The organism is Sphingobium sp. JAI105 (genome assembly GCF_015752145.1).
GTDB lineage: Bacteria > Pseudomonadota > Alphaproteobacteria > Sphingomonadales > Sphingomonadaceae > Sphingobium > Sphingobium xenophagum.
In genome coordinates this window covers 1-22,741 of record NZ_JADOUC010000003.1, presented here as the reverse complement: position 1 = coordinate 22,741, position 22,741 = coordinate 1, and the positions used below count along the sequence as shown (strand labels likewise).

At 61.4% G+C, this 22,741-nt stretch carries 23 protein-coding genes and 1 pseudogene; 16 read left to right on the top strand and 8 right to left on the bottom strand.

What is annotated here, in order from left to right:
• Nucleotides 1-69 precede the first annotated feature (69 nt).
• Together IWY39_RS23185 and IWY39_RS23180 are read right to left on the bottom strand one after the other, a co-directional pair.
• Entirely contained in the window at nt 70-969 is a 900-nt protein-coding gene (locus IWY39_RS23185) for a DUF7146 domain-containing protein (RefSeq protein WP_021243469.1), read from the bottom strand.
• A gap of 80 nt (nt 970-1,049) precedes the next feature.
• Nucleotides 1,050-1,370, bottom strand: a complete 321-nt coding sequence (locus tag IWY39_RS23180) for a single-stranded DNA-binding protein (RefSeq protein WP_021243468.1) — start codon at nt 1,368-1,370, stop codon at nt 1,050-1,052.
• A gap of 749 nt (nt 1,371-2,119) precedes the next feature.
• Between IWY39_RS23180 and IWY39_RS23175 the strand changes: the two genes are divergently transcribed.
• The 3 genes from IWY39_RS23175 to IWY39_RS23165 all read left to right on the top strand — a co-directional run bounded on the left by IWY39_RS23175 (nt 2,120) and on the right by IWY39_RS23165 (nt 5,669).
• Nucleotides 2,120-3,214, top strand: coding sequence for a replication initiation protein (locus tag IWY39_RS23175; RefSeq protein WP_040602497.1), 1,095 nt, complete (start codon nt 2,120-2,122; stop codon nt 3,212-3,214).
• 189 nt (nt 3,215-3,403) lie between these two features.
• Nucleotides 3,404-4,606, top strand: a complete 1,203-nt coding sequence (locus tag IWY39_RS23170) for an AAA family ATPase (RefSeq protein ID WP_021243466.1) — start codon at nt 3,404-3,406, stop codon at nt 4,604-4,606.
• 46 nt (nt 4,607-4,652) lie between these two features.
• A complete protein-coding gene (locus IWY39_RS23165) occupies nt 4,653-5,669 on the top strand; it encodes a ParB/RepB/Spo0J family partition protein (RefSeq protein ID WP_021243465.1) in 1,017 nt (338 codons plus the stop codon).
• An 8-nt stretch (nt 5,670-5,677) separates the two neighbouring features.
• Here the strand turns inward: IWY39_RS23165 and IWY39_RS23160 are convergent, their stop codons facing one another.
• Nucleotides 5,678-6,550 (bottom strand): hypothetical protein, encoded by an 873-nt coding sequence (locus IWY39_RS23160; protein WP_231377886.1) that lies wholly within the window; start codon nt 6,548-6,550, stop codon nt 5,678-5,680.
• Between the two features lie 218 nt (nt 6,551-6,768).
• On the opposite strand from IWY39_RS23160, the gene IWY39_RS23155 reads away from it, so the two are divergent.
• The 5 genes from IWY39_RS23155 to IWY39_RS23135 all read left to right on the top strand — a co-directional run bounded on the left by IWY39_RS23155 (nt 6,769) and on the right by IWY39_RS23135 (nt 10,738).
• The gene (locus tag IWY39_RS23155; protein ID WP_021243463.1) at nt 6,769-8,019 is read left to right on the top strand and encodes a hypothetical protein; all 1,251 of its coding nucleotides are present in this window, start codon (nt 6,769-6,771) and stop codon (nt 8,017-8,019) included.
• Nucleotides 8,020-8,021: 2 nt separating this feature from the next.
• Entirely contained in the window at nt 8,022-9,233 is a 1,212-nt protein-coding gene (locus IWY39_RS23150; RefSeq protein WP_051187043.1) for a tyrosine-type recombinase/integrase, read from the top strand.
• 102 nt (nt 9,234-9,335) lie between these two features.
• Nucleotides 9,336-9,611, top strand: coding sequence for a metal/formaldehyde-sensitive transcriptional repressor (locus IWY39_RS23145; protein WP_021243461.1), 276 nt, complete (start codon nt 9,336-9,338; stop codon nt 9,609-9,611).
• Between the two features lie 10 nt (nt 9,612-9,621).
• Nucleotides 9,622-10,545, top strand: a complete 924-nt coding sequence (gene dmeF / locus IWY39_RS23140; protein WP_021243460.1) for a CDF family Co(II)/Ni(II) efflux transporter DmeF — start codon at nt 9,622-9,624, stop codon at nt 10,543-10,545.
• Between the two features lie 25 nt (nt 10,546-10,570).
• Entirely contained in the window at nt 10,571-10,738 is a 168-nt protein-coding gene (locus IWY39_RS23135) for a DUF1289 domain-containing protein (protein ID WP_081659631.1), read from the top strand.
• A 28-nt stretch (nt 10,739-10,766) separates the two neighbouring features.
• Here the strand turns inward: IWY39_RS23135 and cueR are convergent, their stop codons facing one another.
• The 3 genes from cueR to IWY39_RS23120 all read right to left on the bottom strand — a co-directional run bounded on the left by cueR (nt 10,767) and on the right by IWY39_RS23120 (nt 14,510).
• Complete coding sequence (cueR, locus tag IWY39_RS23130) at nt 10,767-11,153, bottom strand: Cu(I)-responsive transcriptional regulator (protein ID WP_021243459.1); 387 nt, start codon at nt 11,151-11,153, stop codon at nt 10,767-10,769.
• Nucleotides 11,150-13,444, bottom strand: coding sequence for a heavy metal translocating P-type ATPase (locus tag IWY39_RS23125; protein WP_051187041.1), 2,295 nt, complete (start codon nt 13,442-13,444; stop codon nt 11,150-11,152). Before IWY39_RS23125 ends, cueR begins: the two co-directional genes overlap by 4 nt.
• A 178-nt stretch (nt 13,445-13,622) precedes the next feature.
• Nucleotides 13,623-14,510 (bottom strand): NAD(P)/FAD-dependent oxidoreductase, encoded by an 888-nt coding sequence (locus IWY39_RS23120; protein WP_021243457.1) that lies wholly within the window; start codon nt 14,508-14,510, stop codon nt 13,623-13,625.
• Nucleotides 14,511-14,822: 312 nt separating this feature from the next.
• Here IWY39_RS23120 and IWY39_RS23115 point away from each other — a divergent pair, with 312 nt between their 5' ends.
• Nucleotides 14,823-15,095 carry a flagellar biosynthetic protein FliQ gene (locus tag IWY39_RS23115; RefSeq protein ID WP_021243456.1) on the top strand — a complete coding sequence of 91 codons (273 nt, stop codon included), beginning with the start codon at nt 14,823-14,825 and terminating at the stop codon, nt 15,093-15,095.
• A gap of 114 nt (nt 15,096-15,209) precedes the next feature.
• Nucleotides 15,210-16,478: a type II restriction endonuclease gene (locus IWY39_RS23110; RefSeq protein ID WP_231377885.1), complete on the top strand. Its 1,269-nt coding sequence runs from the start codon at nt 15,210-15,212 to the stop codon at nt 16,476-16,478.
• Nucleotides 16,479-16,484: 6 nt separating this feature from the next.
• Here IWY39_RS23110 and copD read toward each other — a convergent pair whose 3' ends face one another.
• Together copD and copC are read right to left on the bottom strand one after the other, a co-directional pair.
• Entirely contained in the window at nt 16,485-17,420 is a 936-nt protein-coding gene (gene copD / locus IWY39_RS23105; protein ID WP_196871738.1) for a copper homeostasis membrane protein CopD, read from the bottom strand.
• 4 nt (nt 17,421-17,424) lie between these two features.
• A complete protein-coding gene (copC, locus tag IWY39_RS23100; RefSeq protein WP_051035789.1) occupies nt 17,425-17,817 on the bottom strand; it encodes a copper homeostasis periplasmic binding protein CopC in 393 nt (130 codons plus the stop codon).
• Between the two features lie 211 nt (nt 17,818-18,028).
• Here copC and IWY39_RS23095 point away from each other — a divergent pair, with 211 nt between their 5' ends.
• The 6 genes and pseudogenes from IWY39_RS23095 to IWY39_RS23070 form a co-directional block, all read left to right on the top strand.
• On the top strand, nt 18,029-18,625 hold the full coding sequence (locus IWY39_RS23095; RefSeq protein WP_017502273.1) for a c-type cytochrome: 597 nt from the start codon (nt 18,029-18,031) through the stop codon (nt 18,623-18,625).
• A gap of 135 nt (nt 18,626-18,760) precedes the next feature.
• Entirely contained in the window at nt 18,761-19,042 is a 282-nt protein-coding gene (locus IWY39_RS23090; protein ID WP_017502274.1) for a hypothetical protein, read from the top strand.
• A complete protein-coding gene (locus IWY39_RS23085; protein WP_031290470.1) occupies nt 19,039-19,476 on the top strand; it encodes a periplasmic heavy metal sensor in 438 nt (145 codons plus the stop codon). The genes IWY39_RS23090 and IWY39_RS23085 overlap by 4 nt, the downstream gene beginning before the upstream one ends.
• A complete protein-coding gene (locus IWY39_RS23080) occupies nt 19,473-20,045 on the top strand; it encodes an RNA polymerase sigma factor (protein ID WP_021243451.1) in 573 nt (190 codons plus the stop codon). Before IWY39_RS23085 ends, IWY39_RS23080 begins: the two co-directional genes overlap by 4 nt.
• Nucleotides 20,046-20,138: 93 nt before the next feature.
• Nucleotides 20,139-22,034, top strand: coding sequence for a copper resistance system multicopper oxidase (locus tag IWY39_RS23075; protein ID WP_021243450.1), 1,896 nt, complete (start codon nt 20,139-20,141; stop codon nt 22,032-22,034).
• Nucleotides 22,031-22,741: pseudogene (locus tag IWY39_RS23070) on the top strand (copper resistance protein B); the annotation flags it as partial. The gene IWY39_RS23075 and the pseudogene IWY39_RS23070, both read left to right, overlap by 4 nt.

Below are 22,741 nucleotides of genomic sequence, written 5' to 3'. Positions count from 1 at the left end.
TGTAAGCCTCCATTGCATCGCCCGGTGCCCATCACCGGAGCAACAAGCCGGAGGCTTCCTCTCCTCTCTTCAGTGGGAGTGGAGCTGGATCATGGGGCGAGGAACGGCGTTGCGGGCAAGCCGATCGCGCAGAGCATCGTTCCAATCATCATGTTCGGATGGGAGCCATTCCTCGACCCTTCGCCCGTTGGCCCTGAGGTGATCCCCTGCCCTCTTCAGGCAGATTTTCGCCGCCTTGTTTCGCTGGCCGAACACGATGACGCGCTTCACCTGCGACGGTATGCCGACATGGGCGTAGCGCTCGGCACCAAGCACAGCCCAAACCGGCAATTGGAACCAGTCGATGGCGGACAAGGCATCTTCGATCCCCTCGGCAATGCCCAGAACGTCATCCGGCTCACCAAAGCGTACGCTGCCCGAGCCGAGCAGACCCAGAGCTAGCTTGGGTTTGCGGAAGGGGCGCCGCAAAATGTTTGTGGGATCGAGAAAGGTCCGATGGACCGCGACCAGGCCCAGCTCATTTCTCACTGCGGCGATCATTGCGGGAAGGCTGCGCCGATCCTTGCCCTTCCCTATGATCGTCTGTGGGTTGAAGCGAAGATCGGACGTTGGCGCGTAAAGGCCCCGAGCATGAAGATAGGCTTCAGCCGGTGTTCCGGCGATGGGGATGCTGTGCTGCCACAATGACCTGGCCAAGCCGCTCAGATCGCGCGCCGGCGCGCGTGGTTCGACATAGACCGGCAGCCTGTCGTGCAAGCCCTGACGATCCAGAGCCTTGAGGATATCGGTCGATGTGCATCCCGCAAAGCATTTGAACAGGATCGCCTTGGTGCCTAGGCGGACCGAAAGGCTAGGCGAGTGATCGTTATGGGCGGGGCAGCGGCACTCTCCGCGCGATCCTGACCAGCGTCCACCCAAGCTCTCGACGATTTGTCTGGCGCGGACTGCTGCATCGATGGTGGCGGGCATGGGCGAAACTCCTGTCGAAATCCAAGGTCGCTCCGCGCATGCCCCCTCTCCTCTTGCCGATCGACGCTGCCTCCTGAGATTTATGCCGCCTTTGCCGCGAGCACACCGAACTCTTCGACGATCCGGTCGGTCGTGTAGTGGGTGGTCCCGTCGCGCTCATAGGAGGTGTCACGGAGCCGTCCGGCAATCCGCACGAGATCGCCAACCTGAGCCTTCTCATCGATATATTTACGCTGACCATCGCTGAAAATGACGACTCGGTTCCAGTAGCTATCCTCGATCCACTGATCGCCTTCTCCGCGGCGGCGGTAGTTCGCGCATACCGAGATGTTGGTGACCTTGGGCTTGGCATCGATCTCACCGATCCGTCCGATGATCTCGAATTTGGCAAAATTGATCATGCGACCTCCTCACTGCGTCTGCTCAGCGGCGACGAGCGGTGATGCAGCTACGATCGGTTCGCTGAGGATCTCGTCGCAGGGCGGAGCTGCCAAGGATCGAGACCGTGATGTTATCGTGGAACACCGGTCTGCAGATATCCCCCCAGCTAGGGGGGCGGGTATGTCGTCCGACCGTAAAGGCTAAACGAATCGCCTGCTTGGTCTCTTAGAATCATTCTAAAACAACGCCGCTGCTTGCAGCGGAAGGATTCATGATTCTAAGTGATTCAGATTCGCTGCTAAAAAGGTCCGCAATTTCAATGATCTGTCGCGTTTATCCTGACCGCGCGGGGGATTTTGCCTGACCCGGCGGGGGCACCATCCTGACTGGTCGGGGGGAGATAGCTGACCTATTGGGGCTATCCTGACCGATTGGGGGCGATGGCATCTGGCGATCCCGCGCTTTGGAACGGTGGCATTCTGGCGCGATTTTCGCGCGTGAGCGAGCCGAAAACGGACAGAACCCAAATTGCATCGCGACTCGGCAGAATCTCAGGAATTTTGCAAAGGCGTCATACGATTCCAACCTGACCGGATGGGGGCGGAAAAACCGCTTCAGCCTGCCCTGACTTGACGAGCGAGGACAGGTCAGGCAGCAATTAGGCGAATCTGCCCAATATGCGCTCGGCCTATATGACATGGAACATGCGGAAAATCTAAGCGGCGATACAGCGCAAGAGGCGCAAGCCGATTCGGCGCCTGGCCGTGCCATGCGTGTTGCAGCGGCCTTGCAGGCGAAGGGTGGCGAGGAATTCGCCAAACCCGGCAGCATCGTCGAAATCAAGTTCGTGAAAGGCCAATCGCTCAGCCTGACGGCGTCCCGGTTGCTCGCGTTGATGATCCTGACCGCAGGCGGCGATGCTTGGCAGGACCGGCCGCATCGTATGCGCAAGGCCGATATTCGCCGCGGGCACAAGGGTAACGAACGTATCTCCGACATGCTGGAGGAACTTCACCGCACCCTCTTCGCGATCGACGACCGATCCTGGCGCGGCAAGAAAGCTACGCTGCGCTTTTCCCTGATCTCGTCATCCCGCGAAGAGGCTGAAGATACTGACGGTGCGGATGCGGGGTGGATTGAATGGGAGTTTACGCCTGATGCGCGTAAGCTCATTCAGGAATCTGAGAGCTATGCCGTTCTCAATCGACAGGCGGTGCTCGGCTTTCGATCGAGTTATGCCCTCAAGCTTTATGAAATCGGATCGCTGCGGCTCCATCGTCGCCAGTCCACCTGGAAGGGTGATATGGCGGCGCTGCGCGCAGCGTTGGGCATATCGCCCGATGTTTATAAGGATTTCGCGCAGCTCCGTCGCAAGGTTCTTGAAAAGGCAAAGGCTGAGATCGACCAGCTCGCGCACTTCCGGGTCGAATGGAAAGAGATACGGCAGGGCCGGACAGTGACCGAGATCGAGTTTCGATTCGAGCCGAAGGACGCCCCGGCGCAGATAGCCACCGTGGACGAGATTGAGCGTCATTCAACAGGACGCAAGGCGCGGCGCGAAGAAACAGTCGAGACGATCGCGGACACGCTGGCGGTAGGATCGATGGTCAAGGCAGCGGTCAGTTCATTGACCTCGTCCGAAAAGGGCACCGAGATCATGTTCCCGCAAGGAACGATCCGTTTCAACGCAGAGGCGCTCGCCGCAATCGCGAGATCGCACGGCGGAGGATGGGACATCGACCTCATCGCCGACGCCTATCGTCAGCAAATGGGAGATCGCTTGGCAAAGCTCAAGGGGGCGAAGCTGATCAGTTCATGGACCGGATTTTGTGAGAGTTTCGTAGCCCGTCGAGGGCGGCCATAACGGAAATTGCACCGGTGCAATTTGGCATTCACCCCCACCGAGTCAGGATAGGTCCGTCAGGTCGGTCGGAATAGGGCCTTCAGCCAGTTATAAGCCTCGGCACAGATGATACACTTTCGAAATCGAGCTTGCATTTGACGAAAAAGCGCAAGTGAGGTTATTGTGCTCCCAGTTTCAAAAGGGGCGCTTGTGGCAGCATCACTCGACATAGACGGTACGCAAGATCTCCTATCGGTAGCGACGCTCGCCCAGCGCACCTCGTCGGTGCTGGAGCGGTTACGCGATTCCGCGAGGAGCGCGCGCGCGGATGATCGTCGCGAACCGACTTTCCCTATTGGCAAGGCAGCTGACCTTGTTGGACGCACGCCGGCGGCAATTCGGGACGCGGAGAAGGATGGTCGTCTACCACCCCCGCCCCGAACCGAAAACAATCGGCGCGTCGGATATACGCTGGCGCAGCTCAATGACATGCGCGGGCTGTTCGGTACGAGGCCGTGGCGTGCCGCGGATGACCCGTGCTGCGTAGTCGCAGTCCAGAATTTCAAGGGCGGCGTCGGCAAGTCCACGCTTTCGGTCCATCTTGCGCAGTATCTCGCAATCCAGGGCTATCGTGTGGCGCTGATCGACTGCGACAGTCAGGCGTCGGCCACGACCCTGTTCGGCTATGTGCCAGACCTTGACCTGACCGAGGACGACACACTCTATCCGTTTCTGCGGCAGGAGGAGATGACCTCCCTCGACTACGCTTTGCGGAAGACCCACTTCGATGGACTAGAACTGATCCCGGCCAATCTGCGATTGTTTCAGTCCGAGTATGAGATCGCCGCGCGCATGGCACGAGGGCAGGGGGGGCTGATCGATCGCCTTGCACAAGGCATCGCCAGTATCTCCGATCGGTTCGATGTCGTCGTTCTCGACCCGCCTCCTGCGCTCGGTGCGATTTCGCTGTCTGTCCTGCGTGCGGCAAATGCGCTGGTTGTGCCAGTTCCTCCGACCGTGATGGATTTTTCCTCGACTGCCGCATTCTTGGCGATGCTCGACGAAACCATCGAAACGCTCGCAGAAAGGGGGTTCGCACCGACGCTTCAGTTCCTGCGATTCGTAGCGTCCAAGGTCGATGAAAACAAATCGATGCAAAAGGAATTGCTCAATCTGATGCGCACGTTGTTCGGGCATGCTTTGGTCAGGACGCCGCTGAAGGACTCGGCCGAGATCGACAATGCGACCGCGCGTCTGATGACCGTCTATGAGCTCGATGGGCCGGTGACGAGCAGCGCTGTACGCAACCGGTGCCTAACCTATCTCGATGGCGTCAATGCGGAAATCGAACTGGATATTCGGGCGATGTGGCCCAGCCATTTGAGCCGTTTGCGCAAGGAAGGCTTAGCGTGAACAGGCAAAATTGCACCGGTGCAATTTTCGGTGAGAAAGCGGAATTATGAGCAGGAAAAATGCGAGTTTTGCTGCCGGCCTTGCGGCCGGAATCGATCCTCCCGAAGATGCCGCGGCCGCACCTCGACGACCCGGACTTGGCGCGAATGTGCTGACGGGACGCGAGAACCGCTTGGCGGAGTTGGCGGCTGGCACTGTGGTCAGCCGGACGCACGAATTGGTGGACCCAGCGCGCTGCCGGATGTGGGTCGGCCATAACCGTGAATATGCCCTGCTCACCGAGGAGCGGTGCGCTGATCTGATCGAAAGCATGAAGGCTCAAGGTCGGCAGGAAATGCCCGCGATCGTGCGCCGGGTGCGTGGCGAGGCCGATTATGATTTCGAGGTCATCTGCGGCGCACGACGCCATTGGTCGATAAGCTGGCTGCGAAGCCATAACTATCCCGATTTCCGCTTCCTGGTCGACATACGGGAACTATCTGACGAGGAAGCGTTCCGGCTTGCGGATATCGAGAATCGGGCCCGGGAAGACCTGACCGATCTGGAGCGCGCCCGCGACTATCTGCGCGCGCTCGACGCCTACTATGAGGGGCGTCAGAAGGTCATGGCCGAAAGGATAAAGGTTACCGAGAGTTGGCTCAGCCGATACCTTGATCTTGCGCGTCTACCGAACGAGCTGATGGCGGCCTTCCCGAATCCGCAAGATTTGCGCATCAAGCATGTGACGGCCATCAAGCCTCTTCTCAAGCCCGACGATCGGCGCCAGCGCGTATTCGCCGAAGCGGCAGTTCTCGGTAGTCGATCTGGAGAGGAGGGTGTCCCTACGGCAGTGCCGGACATCATCCGCGCACTCGCGCTGGCAGCAGACCCCCCCAAGAAGTCAGGCACCCCCAAGAGGTCAGGATCAACTGAAACGCTCACCTCGCAATCGGGTAGGCCGCTTGTGAGGATCGATGGCAAGGATCGTAAGGGGGTTAGGGTGACGTTGCTGACGCAGGCGGGGGGGACGCGTGCTGAAGCTGAAGATGCGCTCAAGCTATTGCTCGATAAGCACTGGCAGTAGGACGCGGTCTAATAGAGCTTCGCCATCAGCTTGCGGGCGCCTTGCGGGGTAATGCCGAGCAACCGCGTCACTGCAGGTTGGCGCAGACCTGGATAGGCGAGTTCGAGGCGAGCCAGGAGAGGCGCGCGGCTCCGACGGGTCGCTGCTGCATTCAAGGACGATGGTCCCCGACGCTCGAGCCAGTCGAGATCTTTCAGACCTGCCTTGCAGGCCGTGCGTAGCGAACGGGTGATGACAGCCACCATGTCGTCAATCTGTGCAGGTGGAAATTTCGGCAGCAAGATGAGTGAGGGCAGGGGGGCAAGCGTGAGACCGGCGGCGTGGAGTATGGTCGGCACATGACTGGCCACCAGCCAGGACCGATCACGCGCGCGGGGTTCGAGCATGACCGTTCGCCCATCGATGGTTGTTATGTCCACTGCCGCTTGATCGGACGATCCTACCACCGCCAGCATGTCGATGATCCGTGTCGCGACCGCGCGAAGCGTTGGGGCAGAGTAGGGGGCCTGCGCCGCGACGCGAGCCTGGCGCCATGCGGACCCGAAATAGGCGAGGTCGCTCGCGGCCCAGGTCTCGGCCTCAGCGCGGTCATCAAGGACGGTGCGCAAGATGTTGAGCGTAGCCCGTGCAATCGGGTCGCGTTCGTTTGCCGTAGCTTCGATGGCGAGATGAAACACGGCCGCGACCGAAACTGGATCATTGAGGCCCTCGGACGCGCGAGGAGGGGGCGTGCGTCCGCAGATCCAGTCCTGAAGATGGTCGACATCGACCGGCACGCCTGCAAGACCAGCCAAATCCGCCGCGCCGGATAGCCGCGCCCGGGCAAGCCATATATCGGCCCAGGGGCTGTTGCGAAGTCGACCATCAAGGCGGCCGAGCATGAGCAGGGCGTTTTCTGTGAGCGATGGATCTATGATCGGTCGTGCCATACCGCTAGCGTTAACGCGATTCAGAAGGAAACCAAATTGATAAGTTGGTTTCCCTTATCCTTAGCGTTGAAATAGGAACATATGATAATTGCAGTTATCACATGTCCATAATTGACCTTACTTTATAGGGTGGGCTATCAAGCATCCTCGGTGGGCAGGGGCGATCAAGCGTGGAAAAGACGGTATTCTGGTCATGGCAGAGCGATCTCGACGGGCGTGTCACGCGCGAGGTCGTCCGTTTCGCGCTCGACGCCGCGATCACGATGCTCTCGGCCGACGTCGAGGAAGCCGACCGGCCGAGCCTGACCTCGGACACGCAAGGCGTGGCCGGCACGCCCGACATCGTCGCGACCATTCTTCGCAAGATCGACGAGGCGGCGGTCTTCGTCGGGGACGTCACGCCGATCGCCGTGTCCGAGAGCGGCAAAGCCTGCGCGAACCCGAACGTCCTCCTCGAGATGGGCTATGCGAACCGAGCGCTGAGCGAGCACCGCGTCATCCAGGTCTGGAACACCGCGTTCGAGGGCGCCACGCTCGACAAGCTGCCGTTCGACATGCGGGGTAGGCGCGGACCGATCGCGTTTCACCTGCCGGTTGGCGCCGATACGACCGAGCTACGCCGCGTGCGCGGAGAATTGGCAAAGCAGCTCGCGGGCGCGTTGAAGGCCTCATTGGACGAACTTCCCCCGCTGCCGCCAGAAGCCATTCCCTGGCAGTCGCATTTCCCGGGTGATGCCGACGTCTGGTTTGATCGGTCCGAAGTGCAGACGGTGACCAATCCGATGCACGGCACGACGAAGCTGCGGTGGAAGCCGCACTTCGCGGGCTATGCGCGGATCATTCCGTCGAAATGGGCGGCGAAGCCGGGAGCAAAGCAAGCTCTGGCTGGCAGTGAGGGGCATCCGGCGCTGCTGGCACAGCCCAACGCGCTCAATTTCGGAATCAGCAAGGGCGGAGCGATGGTCTACTGGCCAGGCACAGCGGAGGAGGGCGTCGATCCCACGGTCGCCTTGACCCAGTGGTTCGAGAAGACCGGCGAAATCTGGGGCGTGGGCGGGGGGTTCCTGTTTCAGCGAGATGAAGAGCGGCTCACCCTGTCGACCGGCTATTTCTACCAGCGCTGGCTCCATTTTCTGGAGCGGAACTGCGCGCTGGTGCTCGCCCATGGTGGTTCGCTGCCGATCCATGTCCGGCTCGGCGTCACCGACATCAGGGACAGCTGGTGGCCGCGCGGCCCGTTCCAGTTCAATGACGAAGGCCACGCGGCGGTTGAGGACTCCTACGAGTACGATGCAACGCTAACGTCGATCGGGGTAGAGGAACTCCAGCGCGTCGCCGTCGCGGCCTTCAACGGCCTGGCCGCGGCTTACGGCATGGAGCCGTTCACCCACGACCAGATCATCGAACAGTCGAGGCCCTGAGCGTGGAACAACTGCCCGCCATAAGCCCAGTGACGGACCCGCCATCGGGATCGGGGGTCGATCTGGCATGGGAAGTGACGAAGCTTGGGGCCGGCCAGACGATCACCGTCAACAAGGCGCTCATCGATGCCTATCAGGCCGCCTCCTCGCCCCACAGCATCCGCGCCCTCAAATCCGATCTGGAGGCGTTCGATCTTTGGTGTCGGTGCTCGCACAGGGCGTCGCTGCCAGCGACCCCCGAACTCGTGGCTGACTATCTCGACGCAAGGGCGGGGAAGGGGGCCAAACCGGCTTCGCTCGGCCGCTACAAGGCGTCGATCGCGAAGATCCACCAGCTTCTCGATCTGAAGGATCCGACGCAGACCGAGCTGGTCAAGCTGCGGCTCCGGGCGATCCGGCGCGAGAAGGGGACCGCGCAGGTCCAGGCACGGCCGCTGCGCTTCAAGGGGCCGGTCCGTGATGTGGAGCGCGAGGCACCGCGAGGGCTGAACGTGCGGGCGTTGCTCGAGGCCTGCCCCGACGATCTGCCGGGACTGCGCGATCGCGCGCTGCTGTCGGTTGCCTATGATACGGGGCTGCGCGCCTCCGAGTTGGTGGCGATCGCGGTTGAGCACATTGTCGAGGCGCTCGATCCCGAGGCGCGGCTTCTCACGATACAGCGCAGCAAGGGCGACCAGGAAGGGGAGGGGGCGACCGCGTACCTGTCGCCGCGCTCGGTGCGCGCGATTGCGGCCTGGACGCAATCCGCAGGGATATCCTCTGGTCCGCTGTTTCGCCGCGTCCAGGTGCGGCGCTACAAGGCGCGAGCAGCGGTGAAGGGGCGTCGAATCGATAGTATCTCAAGCCGCGAAACCTGGGATCTACGCAAGACGCTCTCTAAGCCGGCGGTGCCGGCCCGGTTGGAGTTTGATGTCGGCAGTGTTGCCCTGCATCCCGGGTCGATCGGACCGATCTACCGGTCGATCATCCAGCGGGCGTTCGATCGCGGGGCTCTGAGCGATCTCACCGCCGACGATCTCGCGCGACTGCTCAAGGGGGTCAGCGCGCATTCGACACGCGTGGGGCTCAACCAGGACCTGTTCGCAAGCGGCGAGGATCTCGCCGGAATCATGGATGCGCTGCGCTGGAAGAGCCCGCGCATGCCGCTTGCCTACAATCGCAATCTTGCTGCCGAGGCGGGCGCAGCCGGGCGTTTGCTCAATAAATTGGCCTGACTGGTAAGCCGACTATCTGTCCAATCGCGAACTCGCCTAGGCGGCTCGGGGGCCTGAGACTGCTCTGGCTATCACCAACGAGATAGGGTAGGGGGGTATGCTATGGGACATTTGACCGAAGGCAGTGATGAGCTCCTGAAGCGCGTGCGACGTATCGCCGGGCAGGTCACGGCGATCGAGAAAGCGCTGACCGCCAACGCCGATTGCACGACGACTCTGCATCTCGTTGCAGCGGCGCGCGGCGCCATGAACGGGCTGATGGACGAGATTATTGAAGAGCATGTCCGAGCCCATGTGGCGGACCCCGACCTCACGGCCGAAGATCGTGCCGCGGGAGCAGACGAATTGATCGCGGTCATACGCCGCTACGCGAAATAAGGCTGAGATCATGACGACGTCCCGCGATATTGACGCCTTTGTGCACGACCATGTGTATCTGGGGGCCTCTCACGACGACAACGCTCGTCGGACGCTGTGGGTGGTGGTGCTGACGGCTGTGATGATGATCGGCGAGATTTTCGCCGGCTATGTCACCGGATCGATGGCGCTGCTGGCCGATGGCTTCCATATGGCAACGCATGCTGGCGCGTTGAGTGTCGCAGCGATTGCTTATGCCTATGCCAAGCAGCATGCATCGAACCGGCGGTTCAGCTTCGGAACAGGCAAGGTCGGCGACTTGGCGGGCTTCGCCTCGGCGCTGGTGCTGGGCCTGATCGCCCTGGGGATCGGGATTGAATCGATCCTTCGGCTGTTCGAGCCCATAAAGGTTGCCTTCGGCGAGGCGACCCTGATTGCCGTCGTTGGGCTTGGCGTGAATATCCTCAGCGCCTTCCTGCTGTCGGGCAGCCACCACCACCATCATGGGCATGACGATCATGCCCACGACCATCATGCCCATGGCGGCGACAACAATCTCCGCTCGGCGTATGTGCATGTCCTCGCCGACGCTCTCACATCGGTATTGGCAATCGCGGCCCTTCTGGCAGGCCGCTACCTTGGCTGGGTGTGGATGGACCCCGTCATGGGGATCGTGGGAGCCGTCGTAATCGCCCGCTGGTCCTGGAGCCTGATGCGAGATACCGCCTCAGTCCTCCTCGACTCGACCGACAGCCATGTTGCCGAGGAAATACAGGATCTCGTTGAAGGGCCAGGCGATGTGCGTATTGCCGATCTGCATGTCTGGCGTGTCGGTCCCGAGGCCCATGCCGCCATCGTCGGAGTGGTCGGCAGTGCGGGGATCAATGCAGGCGTGATCCGCGACCGGCTCGTGCCGGTCCATGAGTTGAAGCACCTAACAGTCGAATGCCACTGACGAGGTTGCTGTTAAGTCGCCGTGCATAGACCTGTGCCGTTTCGATGGCACGACCGGGTGGTGTCGAGGGTGCGGTAGGTCCAAACCCGAATGCCGGGCATGGAAGAAGGCGCAGCCTCAACAGCAACGCAAGATTGCTGCCGATCTTCCGCGCCGGCTCGCGAAACTGGCGGGTCGCGAGTTGCAGAAATGAGCGCGAAGGCCCCGCGCGAAGACTAGATTCAAGATTCCAGATGCGTCAGGATCGGACATTCCGGCCGATTGTTACCGTGACAGCTCCTCGCCAGATCCATCAGCGCTGCTCGCATCGCATTAAGCGCGTCCGCCTTGCGGCCAAGGTCGGCTGCGCGGGACTCTGCCAGTGCCTTGACCTCGGCACTGGCGCGGGCCCGATCGGACCATAGATCAAGCAGCTTTCGGATTTCTTCGATTGGAAAGCCGAGGTCGCGGGCATTGGCTATGAACCGAAGTCGATGCACATCGGCATCCGAGTAGTCGCGATACCCACTATCCCGCCGCGCCGCCGACGGGATCAGGCCGATTTTCTCGTAATGGCGGATCATCCGCTGAGAGACCCCGCTCGCGTCCGATGCCGCGCCGATGTTCACAATTCCACCCGGTTGAGCCGCAATGCGTTCGTCACGACGCTGACGGAGGACAGTGCCATCGCGGCCGCCGCGATGATCGGCGAGAGCAGGATGCCGAAGATCGGGTAGAGCAGCCCCGCAGCGATCGGGACCCCGGCAGCGTTGTAGATGAAAGCGAAGAACAGGTTCTGGCGGATGTTGGACATCGTTGCTTCGCTCAAACGGCGCGCACGAACGATGCCGTTCAAGTCGCCCTTCAGCAGGGTGACGCCGGCGCTTTCGATTGCGACATCGGTGCCCGAGCCCATCGCAATGCCGACATCGGCGACGGCGAGCGCGGGCGCGTCATTAACTCCGTCGCCTGCCATGGCCACGATGCGCCCCTCAGCTTTCAATCGCGAGACCACATCGCTTTTCTGATCCGGCAACACTTCGGCTTCGACATCATCGATTCCAAGTTTCCGCCCGACCGCTTGTGCTGTTGTGCGATTGTCGCCCGTCAGCATGACAACCCGGATGCCCTCCTTGCGAAGCGCCGCGATAGCCTCAGCCGTCGTTTCTTTGATTGCATCGGCAATGGCAAGGATGCCGGCGGCCTGTCCGTCGATCCCGATGAAGATGGCGGTCGCGCCGTCTTGGCGCAGCTCATCCGCCTGCGGCTCAAGGGCGCGAACCTCGATCCCGTTTTCTGACAGGAAGCCGGCATTGCCCAGCGTGATGCGCTTGCCATCGACCGTGCCGATCGCTCCCTTGCCGGTTGGGGAATCAAAGTCGGTGACCTCGGGGAGCGCAATCCCCCTATCCTTGGCGGCGGCGACCACGGCCAGCGCCAGCGGATGTTCCGATGCCCGCTCCACGCCGGCGGCAAGCCGCAGCAGCTCGGTCTCCTCATAGCTTGTCGCGGGAACGATGCGGGTAACCGACGGCCGGCCCTCGGTCAGCGTGCCGGTCTTGTCGACGACCAGTGTGTCGATCTTCTCCATCCGCTCCAGCGCTTCGGCATTCTTGATCAGCACGCCGAGCCCTGCACCCCGGCCGATGCCGACCATGATCGACATCGGCGTCGCCAGCCCCAAGGCGCAGGGGCAGGCGATGATGAGGACAGCGACAGCGGCGATCAGGCCATGGGCCAGACGCGGCTCTGGTCCCCAGATTCCCCACACGCCAAAGGCAATGAGCGCGATCAGCAGGACCGCGGGCACGAACCATCCCGCGACCTGATCGGCCAGGCGCTGGATGGGTGCCCGCGAACGCTGGGCGTCAGCGACCATCTGGACAATACGCGCCAACATCGTGTCGCGTCCGACCTTCTCCGCGCGAATGACGAGGGCGCCGCTTTGGTTGATCGTTCCGCCGATGACCGCATCGCCCAGCGCCTTTGTGACCGGCATCGACTCGCCCGTCACCATCGACTCGTCGAGCGAGGATCGGCCGTCTTCGACCTTGCCATCGACGGGTACTTTTTCGCCGGGCCGCACACGGAGACGATCACCGACGGCCACCTGCTCGAGCGAGACCTCCTCATCATCCCCGTCGGCGCCAATGCGGCGCGCGGTCTTGGGCGCGAGGTTGAGTAGCGCCTTAATTGCGCCCGAAGTCCGCTCGCGGGCGCGCAGCTCGAGCACCTGCCCCAGCAGCACGAGCACGGTAATGACGGCGGCGGCTTCGAAATAGATCGCGACCGTCCCGTCCATCATCCGAAACGCTGCCGGGAATACCGACGGGGCGATGGTTGCCACCACGCTGTAGGCCCAGGCCACGCCCGTGCCCATCGCGATCAGGGTGAACATATTGAGGTTCCGTGTCCGCACGGACGCCCACCCACGTTCAAAGAATGGCCAACCCGCCCAGAGCACGACCGGGGTAGCCAGCGCAAACTGAAGCCAACCAGATAGTTGGGGCGGTACAAGATTGTGCAGCGCCGGGAAGAGGTGGCTGCCCATCTCCAGGACAAACACCGGGATGGTGAGCAGCAAGGCGATCCAGAAACGCCGGGACATATCCAGAAGTTCACCGCTCGGCCCAGTGTCTGCCGTCACAAGTTCCGGCTCAAGGGCCATGCCGCAGATCGGGCATGGCCCGGGATGATCCTGGCGGACCTCCGGGTGCATGGGGCAGGTCCAGATTGCGCCCGGTTGAGCGGTTGCCGCCTCCTTCTCACCCTCGGACAGGTAGCGCTCCGGGTCAGCGACAAACTTCGTGCGGCAACCCGCGCTGCAGAAATGATAGTCCTCGCCGTCATGCGAGGCATGATGTGACGTTCCCGTCGGATCAACCATCATCCCGCAAACCGGATCTTTGACCGTTTTCACGTCCGTGCCGCCACCGTGCTTGCCGGCGCAGCAGCTATGGGCGCCCGAATTGCTAGCTGGAACAGGATCAGTCACAGGCTCGTCTCCTTATCGACGAAATGCAATCTGGGGTCTGACATCGTGTCAGGGTCAAGCCCGACATGCATATATTTTTGATGGCTGATTCTGCGCTGGCGTCTCAGCCGGGCAACAGATTGTGGATCGCCGTTGCAGCCTTGGCGGCCTGACCGGCCGCAACAGCAATTTGATCCAGCCCTTCGACCATGTCGCCAGCAGCGAACAGGCCGCTGACCGTCGTTTGTTGATGCTCGTCGACGACAATGCACCCTGCCTGGTCCAGTTTCGCACCGGCCATGTGCGCGAGTTCCGAGCGAGGGGAGGTTCCGAGGGCAACATAAAGGGTGTCGAAGCGAAGCGATCGGCCATCGGTCAATTGAGCGATCAGATCCTTTCCATCGATCGACAAATCTCGGACAGGGGCGCGTTCGACCGCGATACCGCCTCGAGCCAGATCTGCCTCTTCGGCCTCCGACAGTTGCGAGCCGTCCTGCGCGAGCAAGGTGACGGTGTCGCTATAGTGCCGCACGAACACAGACTCGGCGGCGCCATGGTCTGAGCACCCCAGCACGGCCACCCGCTTGCCGCGTACCTCATAGCCGTCACAGATCGGGCAATAGCGTATCAGACCTTGCACGAGGCCTCGATCATGCGTTTCCAGCGCCATTCGCGGACGATGATTTCTCACGCCTTGGGCAAGCAATATCGTGCGGGTATTGACGGCCTCGACACCTGTAGTGACCAGGAAGCCCGTCCGGGTCTGTACAATCCCATTGGCTAAACCATCGGAGAGCTTCGCGCCGTAACGCAGGGCATGCCGGCGCATCCGCGACAGCAGATCGTCGCCCGATATGCCGTCTGGAAAACCCATCAGGTTGTGCGTGGCTGGAATGGAGGACGCGCGGCCGTCGCCGGCATCGATGACCAGCGTAGAACGCAGAAACCGGCCCAGATAGGTGGCTGCTGTCAGCCCTGCCGGGCCACCGCCTATGATGACGCAATCGTACATGCGAGCCTTTCGCTGACCTCGGCCGTCACTGATATTACGCGGTACGATGCCTCTTCCCTCGAACAGAGACACGCTCTTCCAAAAAAGATCGGGTCGTGAGGGGTAAACGCCAGCGCTGCGTAAATTGAGATGAAGCCCATCGCCTGGCAGGATGGACAGCCGAGGTGCCCACGGGTCGCAGCGTGGCGCCGGGGCGAGCGGATGTGGGGAAGACGGATTGGAATCAACCGATCGCGCTCCGTGTCGCTCGCCCCGCAACAAAGGTTGCAGCATCACGGGCAGGGGCGTCAGCATCATAGTCGGGTGGGAGCAATGGAGACCTACAGCCCTTTCTCGGCCTCGATGGGCCAGGCGCTTTGGGTGATCATGATCGTCGCTGGCCCCCCGCTGATAATCATGTTGGTGGTGGGGCTGATTATCTCAATGATCCAGGCTGCTACATCGATCAACGAACAGACCGTGAGCTTCGTCCCCAAGCTCCTGACGTTCATCTTGTTCCCCGCGCTTTACGGGGCAACCGCTGGCGATCTCCTGATCGACTATACCCGTGACCTGCTGACGCATATTCCGGACGATATCAAATAATGAGGACCGATTTTCATTCGGGGCGACCACGCAAAAACTGGTCGAATACGGGACGGAGTGCTAGCGTCGGAGAGGATCGGCGCGAAAGGGGAGCGGGGTTTGGCGGAGTTTGAATTGCTGGCGCGGCAACTGATCCAGCGATGGAAGGAAGACCCGAACGCGACGTACCAGAGCTGGTTTCTATGGGATGAGCGCATCAAGAACTTTCGCTCGATCAGGCGTGGTCTGGCTCAGGTGGTTGCTGAGATCGAAGCCGGTCGGTTTGGCGTGGCCTATCGCGGTTCTTCTCTGGAGACGGTCGTTCATTCAGTCGCCGAGCAGAGGCAGATCTTCAAGGGCGCGGACCATGCGTTTCTCTGGAAGCCCAAATTGCGCATTCCCGACATCTATGAAAACCCGGCGAACCAACGCGCGTTTGGTCGATTGCTGGACCATTGCGCCTGTTGCGACACCGCGGAAGAGATCATCGCAGGTATTCACACGATTGATCGTCTGAACATCAAAGGGCTGGGGCCAGCGGTGGCCAACCTCCTCTATTTCCTGCATCCAACCCTCGTGCCGCCGTTCAACACGGCGATCGTCAACGGCTATAACAAGCTGACCGGCGGCAAGGTGAAGCTCGGAAGCTGGCAGCATTTTCTCGCAATGCGCTCGGGCGTGCTCGACCTGAACGAGCGTTTTCGCGATCTGCTGTCGAACGATCTGGGCGCCATTGGTGGCCTTCTGTTCGACATCGGCTCGGGCCGCTATCCCGCGCCCCCGCGCGACGAGGAAGACCAGACTCTAAGATCCTGGGCCGCGCGCCTCGAGCAAGCCCGGGCCGAAGCTCAAACCCTCAACAAAGCGCTGCAAAAGCAGGGCGAGAGTGACCGCACCCATTCGGAAATCCAGGCGTGGCTGCGCGATATCGGTCTAGCGCTGGGGTATAACATCTGGATCGCATCCAATGACCGGGGACGGCTGCATGACGGGGTGCGCTTGGGGGAGGGGTGCCTCGAGAGCCTGCCAACTTCCATTTCGACATCGACGGGAGCGGATGCGATCCGCCTCATCGATGTTTTGTGGCTGGAGCAAGGCGGCGACCGGGTCGCGGCAGCCTTCGAAGTCGAACATTCGACCTCCATCTATTCGGGTATCGTCCGGATGCTGGACCTTGCGCTGAGCGGCAGCGATCTTCACGCGACAGCCGGATTGTTTCTTGTCGCTCCTGACGCTCGCGAAAGCGAAGTCCGCGCGCAAATCGCAAGGCCCGCGTTCAACCGGATCGCGGACCTCGAAATCGCCTATCTTCCCTATGGCGAGCTCGAACGGCACAAGGAGGCGATTTCCCGGTTTGGCTCGGGTCTAAAGGCGATCAAGGCGATATCGCGCGCGCTGCCTTGATGCCTTTTACATCCCGGAGGCAGGTGGCGCCAACAGCCCCAACCAGGCAACTAAGATAAGAATGGTAACGGCGCAGCCGGTCTCGATTGCGAGGCTGCGGCGGAGCGACCCTATCGCCGAGGAGGTGTTGCCTGTCTCGATCGCCGCCGCGAGCGACGGCGTCAGAAAGTAGCGATTGGCCGCCGCCAGCAACAGCATCAAGCCGAACAGCAGCAGCTTTGCCACCAGCAGCAGGCCATAGAGGCTGGTAAACATGGATCCCAGATTGGAGGGGCCGATCAGTATCCAACTATTGATCAAACCCGACACGATAAGCAGCGCCACGACCACCGATCCGACCTTCGCAAATCCATCCAGCGCGCGGTGCGAGAGGTGAATGTGATCCACCGCCATGCGCGCGGCAGGGCGGAAAACGAGGAGGCAAAGCGCGAACAACGCGCCTACCCAGATGCCAGCTGCCCAGAGATGGATGATATCGGCACCAAGATGGACCCATCCCCGCAAGCCTTCGTCGGCAGCGCCATGCCCCGTCCAGGCCAAGGTCGCCAGAGCGACAGCGGCGGTCGCTGACAGCGACCACAGGGCGAAAGCGGGACGCCGCCAACCGACGATGGAAAAATAGAGCACGAGCAGGAGGGCCGCGACCCGTACCTGCCAGACCGTCCCGATCGCAGTGCCCGATATGAGAAGATTGACCGTGGCGCGGTCTACCTGATCGAGTGGCACGCCCCCCATCGAGGCCGCCAGGACCATCATGCCCAGGATAGATAATACGATACCGGCCAGCGCGATTGTCGCCAACACCGACCGGAAACGCAGGACCGAGCCGGATGCCCGCTCAGTCCCGCGCAACGTGTAGAGGCCGAACATCGGCAACCCGAAGAGGAGCATGAGATCGAGGAAAAGTCCCAGCCTCAACGCGATCGCTATGATGTCCGGCACGGTCTTACTGGACCTTGAAGGTGTAGCTGCCCTGGATGCGATGGGTGTCAGCAGAGACGACGTGATAGTCGACCTTGTAGGTTCCAACCGGCAACGGCTTGGCAAGCGTCGCGACGAGCGTCTTGCCATCGGCGCCCACGGTGGCCTTGACGCCGTTCATCTTCATCGGCGCCATCTTCATGCCTGGCATTTCGGTCATCGTCAGGTCGAGCCCGGAAAATTGTGCGACGAGCGCTTCAGAAAAGACGAGCTGAATTCTGGTCGGGGCGGCGACCACGGCATTTGCGGCAGGGGTGGCGGCATTGAGCTTAGGGTGAGCCTGCGCAGCGGTAGCGGTGAGGACAGACGCCGCCATGGCGACGGCAAAGATTGTTTTACGAAACATCGATTTCTCCATGGGCGGCGAGACTGCCGACACATCGAATTACGCACCACGCGGCGCCACCCCTCATCAGGCGCGCAAGAATTCTGCAAATCAGAACCCCGGCGGGATTTGCGAATGAGATCTGCGCGACAGATGAGGGATCGAAGCTTGCAGTGCGTATGGACAATTGGATGGGTGTGAGAACCACCCGGATCCAAGGGACGCTGCCGCTCGGGAGGAAGCTATGGAGAATGCTAGGACGACTTGGCTGCGCAGGCACTTTCCAAGTGTAGGTTTTATCGCTGCGACAGCGCTGGTCGGCGGCGCGCTAGCGGGGATCGTCGTCTATGTGGGTGCCTATGACATCGGGGCGGATTCGCCGCACACCAAACCGGTCTATTGGCTGATCGAGCAGCTCCGAGATCGTTCCATCGCCGTGCGATCTCGTGATGTGAATGTCCCGGCCAACCTTGGGGACGTGAAGCGGCTGCAGAGCGGGGCGGGGCTCTACACCGAGATGTGCAGCGGCTGCCATCTCGGGCCAGGACTGGAAAAGTCCGAAATCAGCCAGGGACTCTATCCGAGGGCGCCGGAGCTTTCCCGCGAGGAGCAAAGATCGCCAAAGGAGCAATTCTGGATCATCAAGCATGGGGTCAAGCTGACCGCGATGCCAGCTTGGGGTAAGACCCATAGCGACGAACTGATCTGGGATATGGTGGCTTTCGTAAGGCAACTTCCGCGTATGTCACCCGCCCAATATCAGGCGGCAATAGCCAGTGCGCCCGAAGACCATGACGCGATGATGAAGGATATGCCCGGCATGACGAAGACGGCGCCATAGCGTTGCGGCTGCTCCGTCGCTGTTGCTCAGATCTGCCCGCTATGTGCGATGCTTTGACGGACAGGCTGATAGAGGGGAAAGTAAAGAACACGTCCTGGGCCGTTGCCCCGGATTGATTGAGGATTGGACTTTTCGATGGATACCGACCTGGACCGGCTGCTGAGCCGCTTACGCAACGAACCGACGCATCCGGGGCTGATTGGTCTGGAGGATGCTGTGTTCCGACGCATAGCGGCATTGCCGCAGGTTTCGACCGCGTCTCAATTCCGCCTCGGTGCGGTCGCGGCTTTCGGAGCGGTACTGCTGGGTATCGCCAGCAATGGCTTTACGCCGCGTGCCGAGGCGTCGGTCACGCTATCGCCTTTCGGGCCATCAAATCCGCTTGCCCCTTCGACGCTGCTGGTAGGTTCTCAATGAAGCCCAAATTGCTCCTCCTCGTCGCCATCGTCGCCTTTGCATCGGCGGTTGCGGGCGTGTTCCTGGGCCGCTACTTTTTCCCGCAGCCCAAGGCAGCCGGCGTCGAGCTCCACGATGTCTTGCACAGCAAGCTCGATCTGGATGATCGTCAGAAGGCCAAGATCGAGCTGCTAGAGCAGGGTTTCGCCGTGCGTCGGCGCGCGCTGGAGCTTGAACTGCGATCGGACAATGCGCGTCTCGCAGCCGCGATCGAGGTCGAACATGGCGAAGGGCCGCGTGTGACCGCGGCCGTCGATCAGTCGCATCAGGCAATGGGCGAACTGCAAAAGGAAACGCTCGGGCACATCTTCGCCATGCGGCAAATCCTTCGCCCCGATCAGGCCAAGACCTTCGATCAGGCGGTGGTTCATGCGCTCACCGACGATGCACGGTGAGTCTGGATCTCCAGGCGTGTTCGGACGGTGAACTAGCGGCACTGACGCTTGCCGGTCGGCAGTCGGCTTTCGCCGAGATTATGCGTCGGCACCAGACAGCGATATTTCGACTGGTGCGCGGCCTGGTCGGGAATGCCGAGGAAGCACTTGATCTCACGCAGGACTGCTTTGTATCCGCGTTCAGCCATCTGCGGAAATATGATGGTGCGCGTCCGTTGCGCGCCTGGCTATCCCGGATCGCGATTAACAAATGTCGCGATTGGCGCCGCCGCCAGAGGGTGCGGCAGCTCTTCACATTTGGCTCCGCGCCGTCGGATGATGAGATTGAGCAAGTGCCGGATGACGCACCCTCCGCACATGCCAGTGCTGAATCGAAAATAGAGGTGGAGCGACTGTCGGCGGCGATCAGCGCATTGCCTGCCACGTTGCGTGAAGTCCTGATGCTCAGGACCGTCGAAGGGCTCAGTCAATCAGAGGCCGCCAAAGCGCTTTCCGTCAGTAGCAAGGCTGTGGAGACGCGCCTGTATCGCGCGCGCGCGCGCCTCGCAGAAATACTCGCTGAGGAATGAGGGGTGCGCGCTGCTCGCGCGTAAGGATAAAGAGATACCGCGCTTAAGCGTCTTTTCAGACCCAAAGTGCTGCACGTTGAACAAGGAGATATTATGTCCCCCGGATTGAACCGCCGCGACCTTTTCCGCGGCGCTGCGCTGGCCGGCGGTGGCCTCGCATTGTCGGCATGGCTGCCGGCATGGGCTCAACCCATTTCGTCCGGGATTGCCAAGCCACTGCCAACGGTCAGCGGGAACGATATCACGCTCAAGATCGCGCATCAGATGATGATGATCGACGGCCGACAAAGCCATGCCATCGGCATCAATGGCACTGTGCCTGCGCCCCTCATCCGTCTGCGTCAGGGCCAAAACGTCCGCCTGTCGGTGATCAACGATCTCGAGGAAGACAGCTCGATCCACTGGCACGGCCTGCTTTTGCCGTTCCAGTTCGACGGCGTGCCCGGCATCAGCTTCCCCGGCATCAAGCCCAAGTCGACCTTTGTCTATGAGTTCCCCATCGTCCAGGCTGGCACCTATTGGTATCATAGCCATTCGGGGCTGCAGGAGCAGTTAGGTCATTACGGACCGATTGTCATCGACCCGGAAGGCGAGGATCCGATTCAGTCGGATCGAGAGCATGTCATCGTGCTCTCCGACCATAGCCAGATGCATCCGCACGCAATTTTCCGGAAGCTCAAGCAGGTCGGCGGTGGCTATTTCAATTATCAGCGGCAAACGCTGGCCGGTTTGCTGGCCAAGGAAGACCAACCCCTCAAGGACCGACTTGACTGGGGCAATATGCGGATGGATCCGACCGACGTGTCCGATGTCACGGGCTCGACCTATACCTATCTCGTGAATGGGCATGGCCCACGGGACAACTGGACCGCGCTTTTCAAGCCAGGTGAGCGCGTTCGCCTGCGTTTCGTCAATGCCTCCGCGATGACGACGTTCAATGTCCGGATTCCCGGTCTCAAACTTACGGTTGTTCAGGCCGACGGGCTCAATGTCAGGCCGGTCGAGGTCGACGAGTTTCAGATCGCGGTTGCCGAGACCTATGATGTCATCGTTACTCCGACCGATGATCGCGCCTACACGCTGGTCGGTGAATCCGTTGATCGTTCGGGCATGGCACGCGCCACACTGGCTCCGCGTGAAGGCATGACGGCCGAAGTTCCGCCGCTCCGCAAGCGGCCCCTTGCCGATATGAAGGACATGGGCATGGGGGACATGGATATGAGCGGCATGTCCGGCATGGACCACGCAGCAATGGGGCATGACATGTCTGCCGGCGGAGCTGCCGCGGGCGGGATGGCAGGCATGGATATGGGGGCCGGCGCGTCGATGCCAAGCATGCAAAAACCGGCGGATAGTTCCATGGCCAACATGCCCGGAATGGGCAGCGGGTCCGGTGATACAATGGGCGGCATGGCGATGGGCGGAATGGGCGGCATGAACATGCGCGACGCCAGCAAAGCGCCGCAGGTTAAGATGGGACCGGGTGTCCAGACGATCTCGCCCATGCCGATGGATCGCACGGGAGAACCGGGACAGGGTCTCGAAGACGTTGGCCACCGCGTCCTTGTCTATCGCGATCTCATGGCGGTGGAGCGCAACCCCGATGTTCGCGCGCCAGACCGCGCGATGGAAATCCACCTGACCGGGAATATGGAACGCTATATGTGGTCGTTCGATGGGGTGAAGCTCAGTGACAAGCGCGAGCCCATTCCCTTTATCGAAAACGAAAGGGTCCGCGTCACGCTCGTCAATGACACGATGATGTCGCACCCGATCCATCTTCATGGGCATTTCTTCGAGCTGGTGACCGGGCATGGCGAGTATTCGCCGCGCAAACACACCGTCAATGTCGCACCAGGAGGCAAGGTAAGTTTCGACGTCACCGCAGACGCAGTCGGCGACTGGGCGTTTCACTGCCATATGCTCTATCACATGCATGCCGGGATGATGCGCGTCGTCTCTGTCCGTCCCCGGGGAGATGCCGCATGAAGTCGCTTCTCCTTCTGATCGGCGCGGCCCCGCTCGCCTTGGCGACCCCAGTCAGCGCGCAGTCGATGCAGAATATGCCGGGCATGAACATGCCTGCTGCTCAGCCAGCGGCGAAGAAAAAGCCGGTGGCCAAGCCAGCAAGCCAGCCCAGGCGCGCCGCTGCGCCCACGGCTAAGGGCAAGCCTGCCACCCCGAAGCGCCGGGCACCGGCAGCAAAACCCAAGTCGGCGCCGCACGACATGTCGGGCATGGGGGCTATGTCCGGCATGGAGATGCCCGGTAACAAGACGCCTCCAATGGCTGACCCGCATGCCGGCCACGACATGTCCGGCATGCCTGGCATGACCATGCCCGATGGGGCGGGCGGTACGATGAAACACGACATGCCCGGCATGGACATGCAGGCGGCACCCGGCGGTCAGCCGATGCAGCACGATATGTCGTCGATGCCCGGCATGGCGATGGATGGGCCGATGGCAGCCCATGGCGCTGGTGGCACCAGTCTCATGCCCGGCAACGCCCCTGCACCCCAACCTCCTACCGACAACTATGCCGACCGCGTCTACAAAAACGGCGAGATGGCGGCTTCGCGTATCATGCTGCATAAGGAACATGGCGGCTCATCCAGCTCGATGATCCTGTTCAATCTGGCGGAATATCAGGTCCGTAACGGCCGCGACGGCTATCGGTGGGACGGGGAGGCGTGG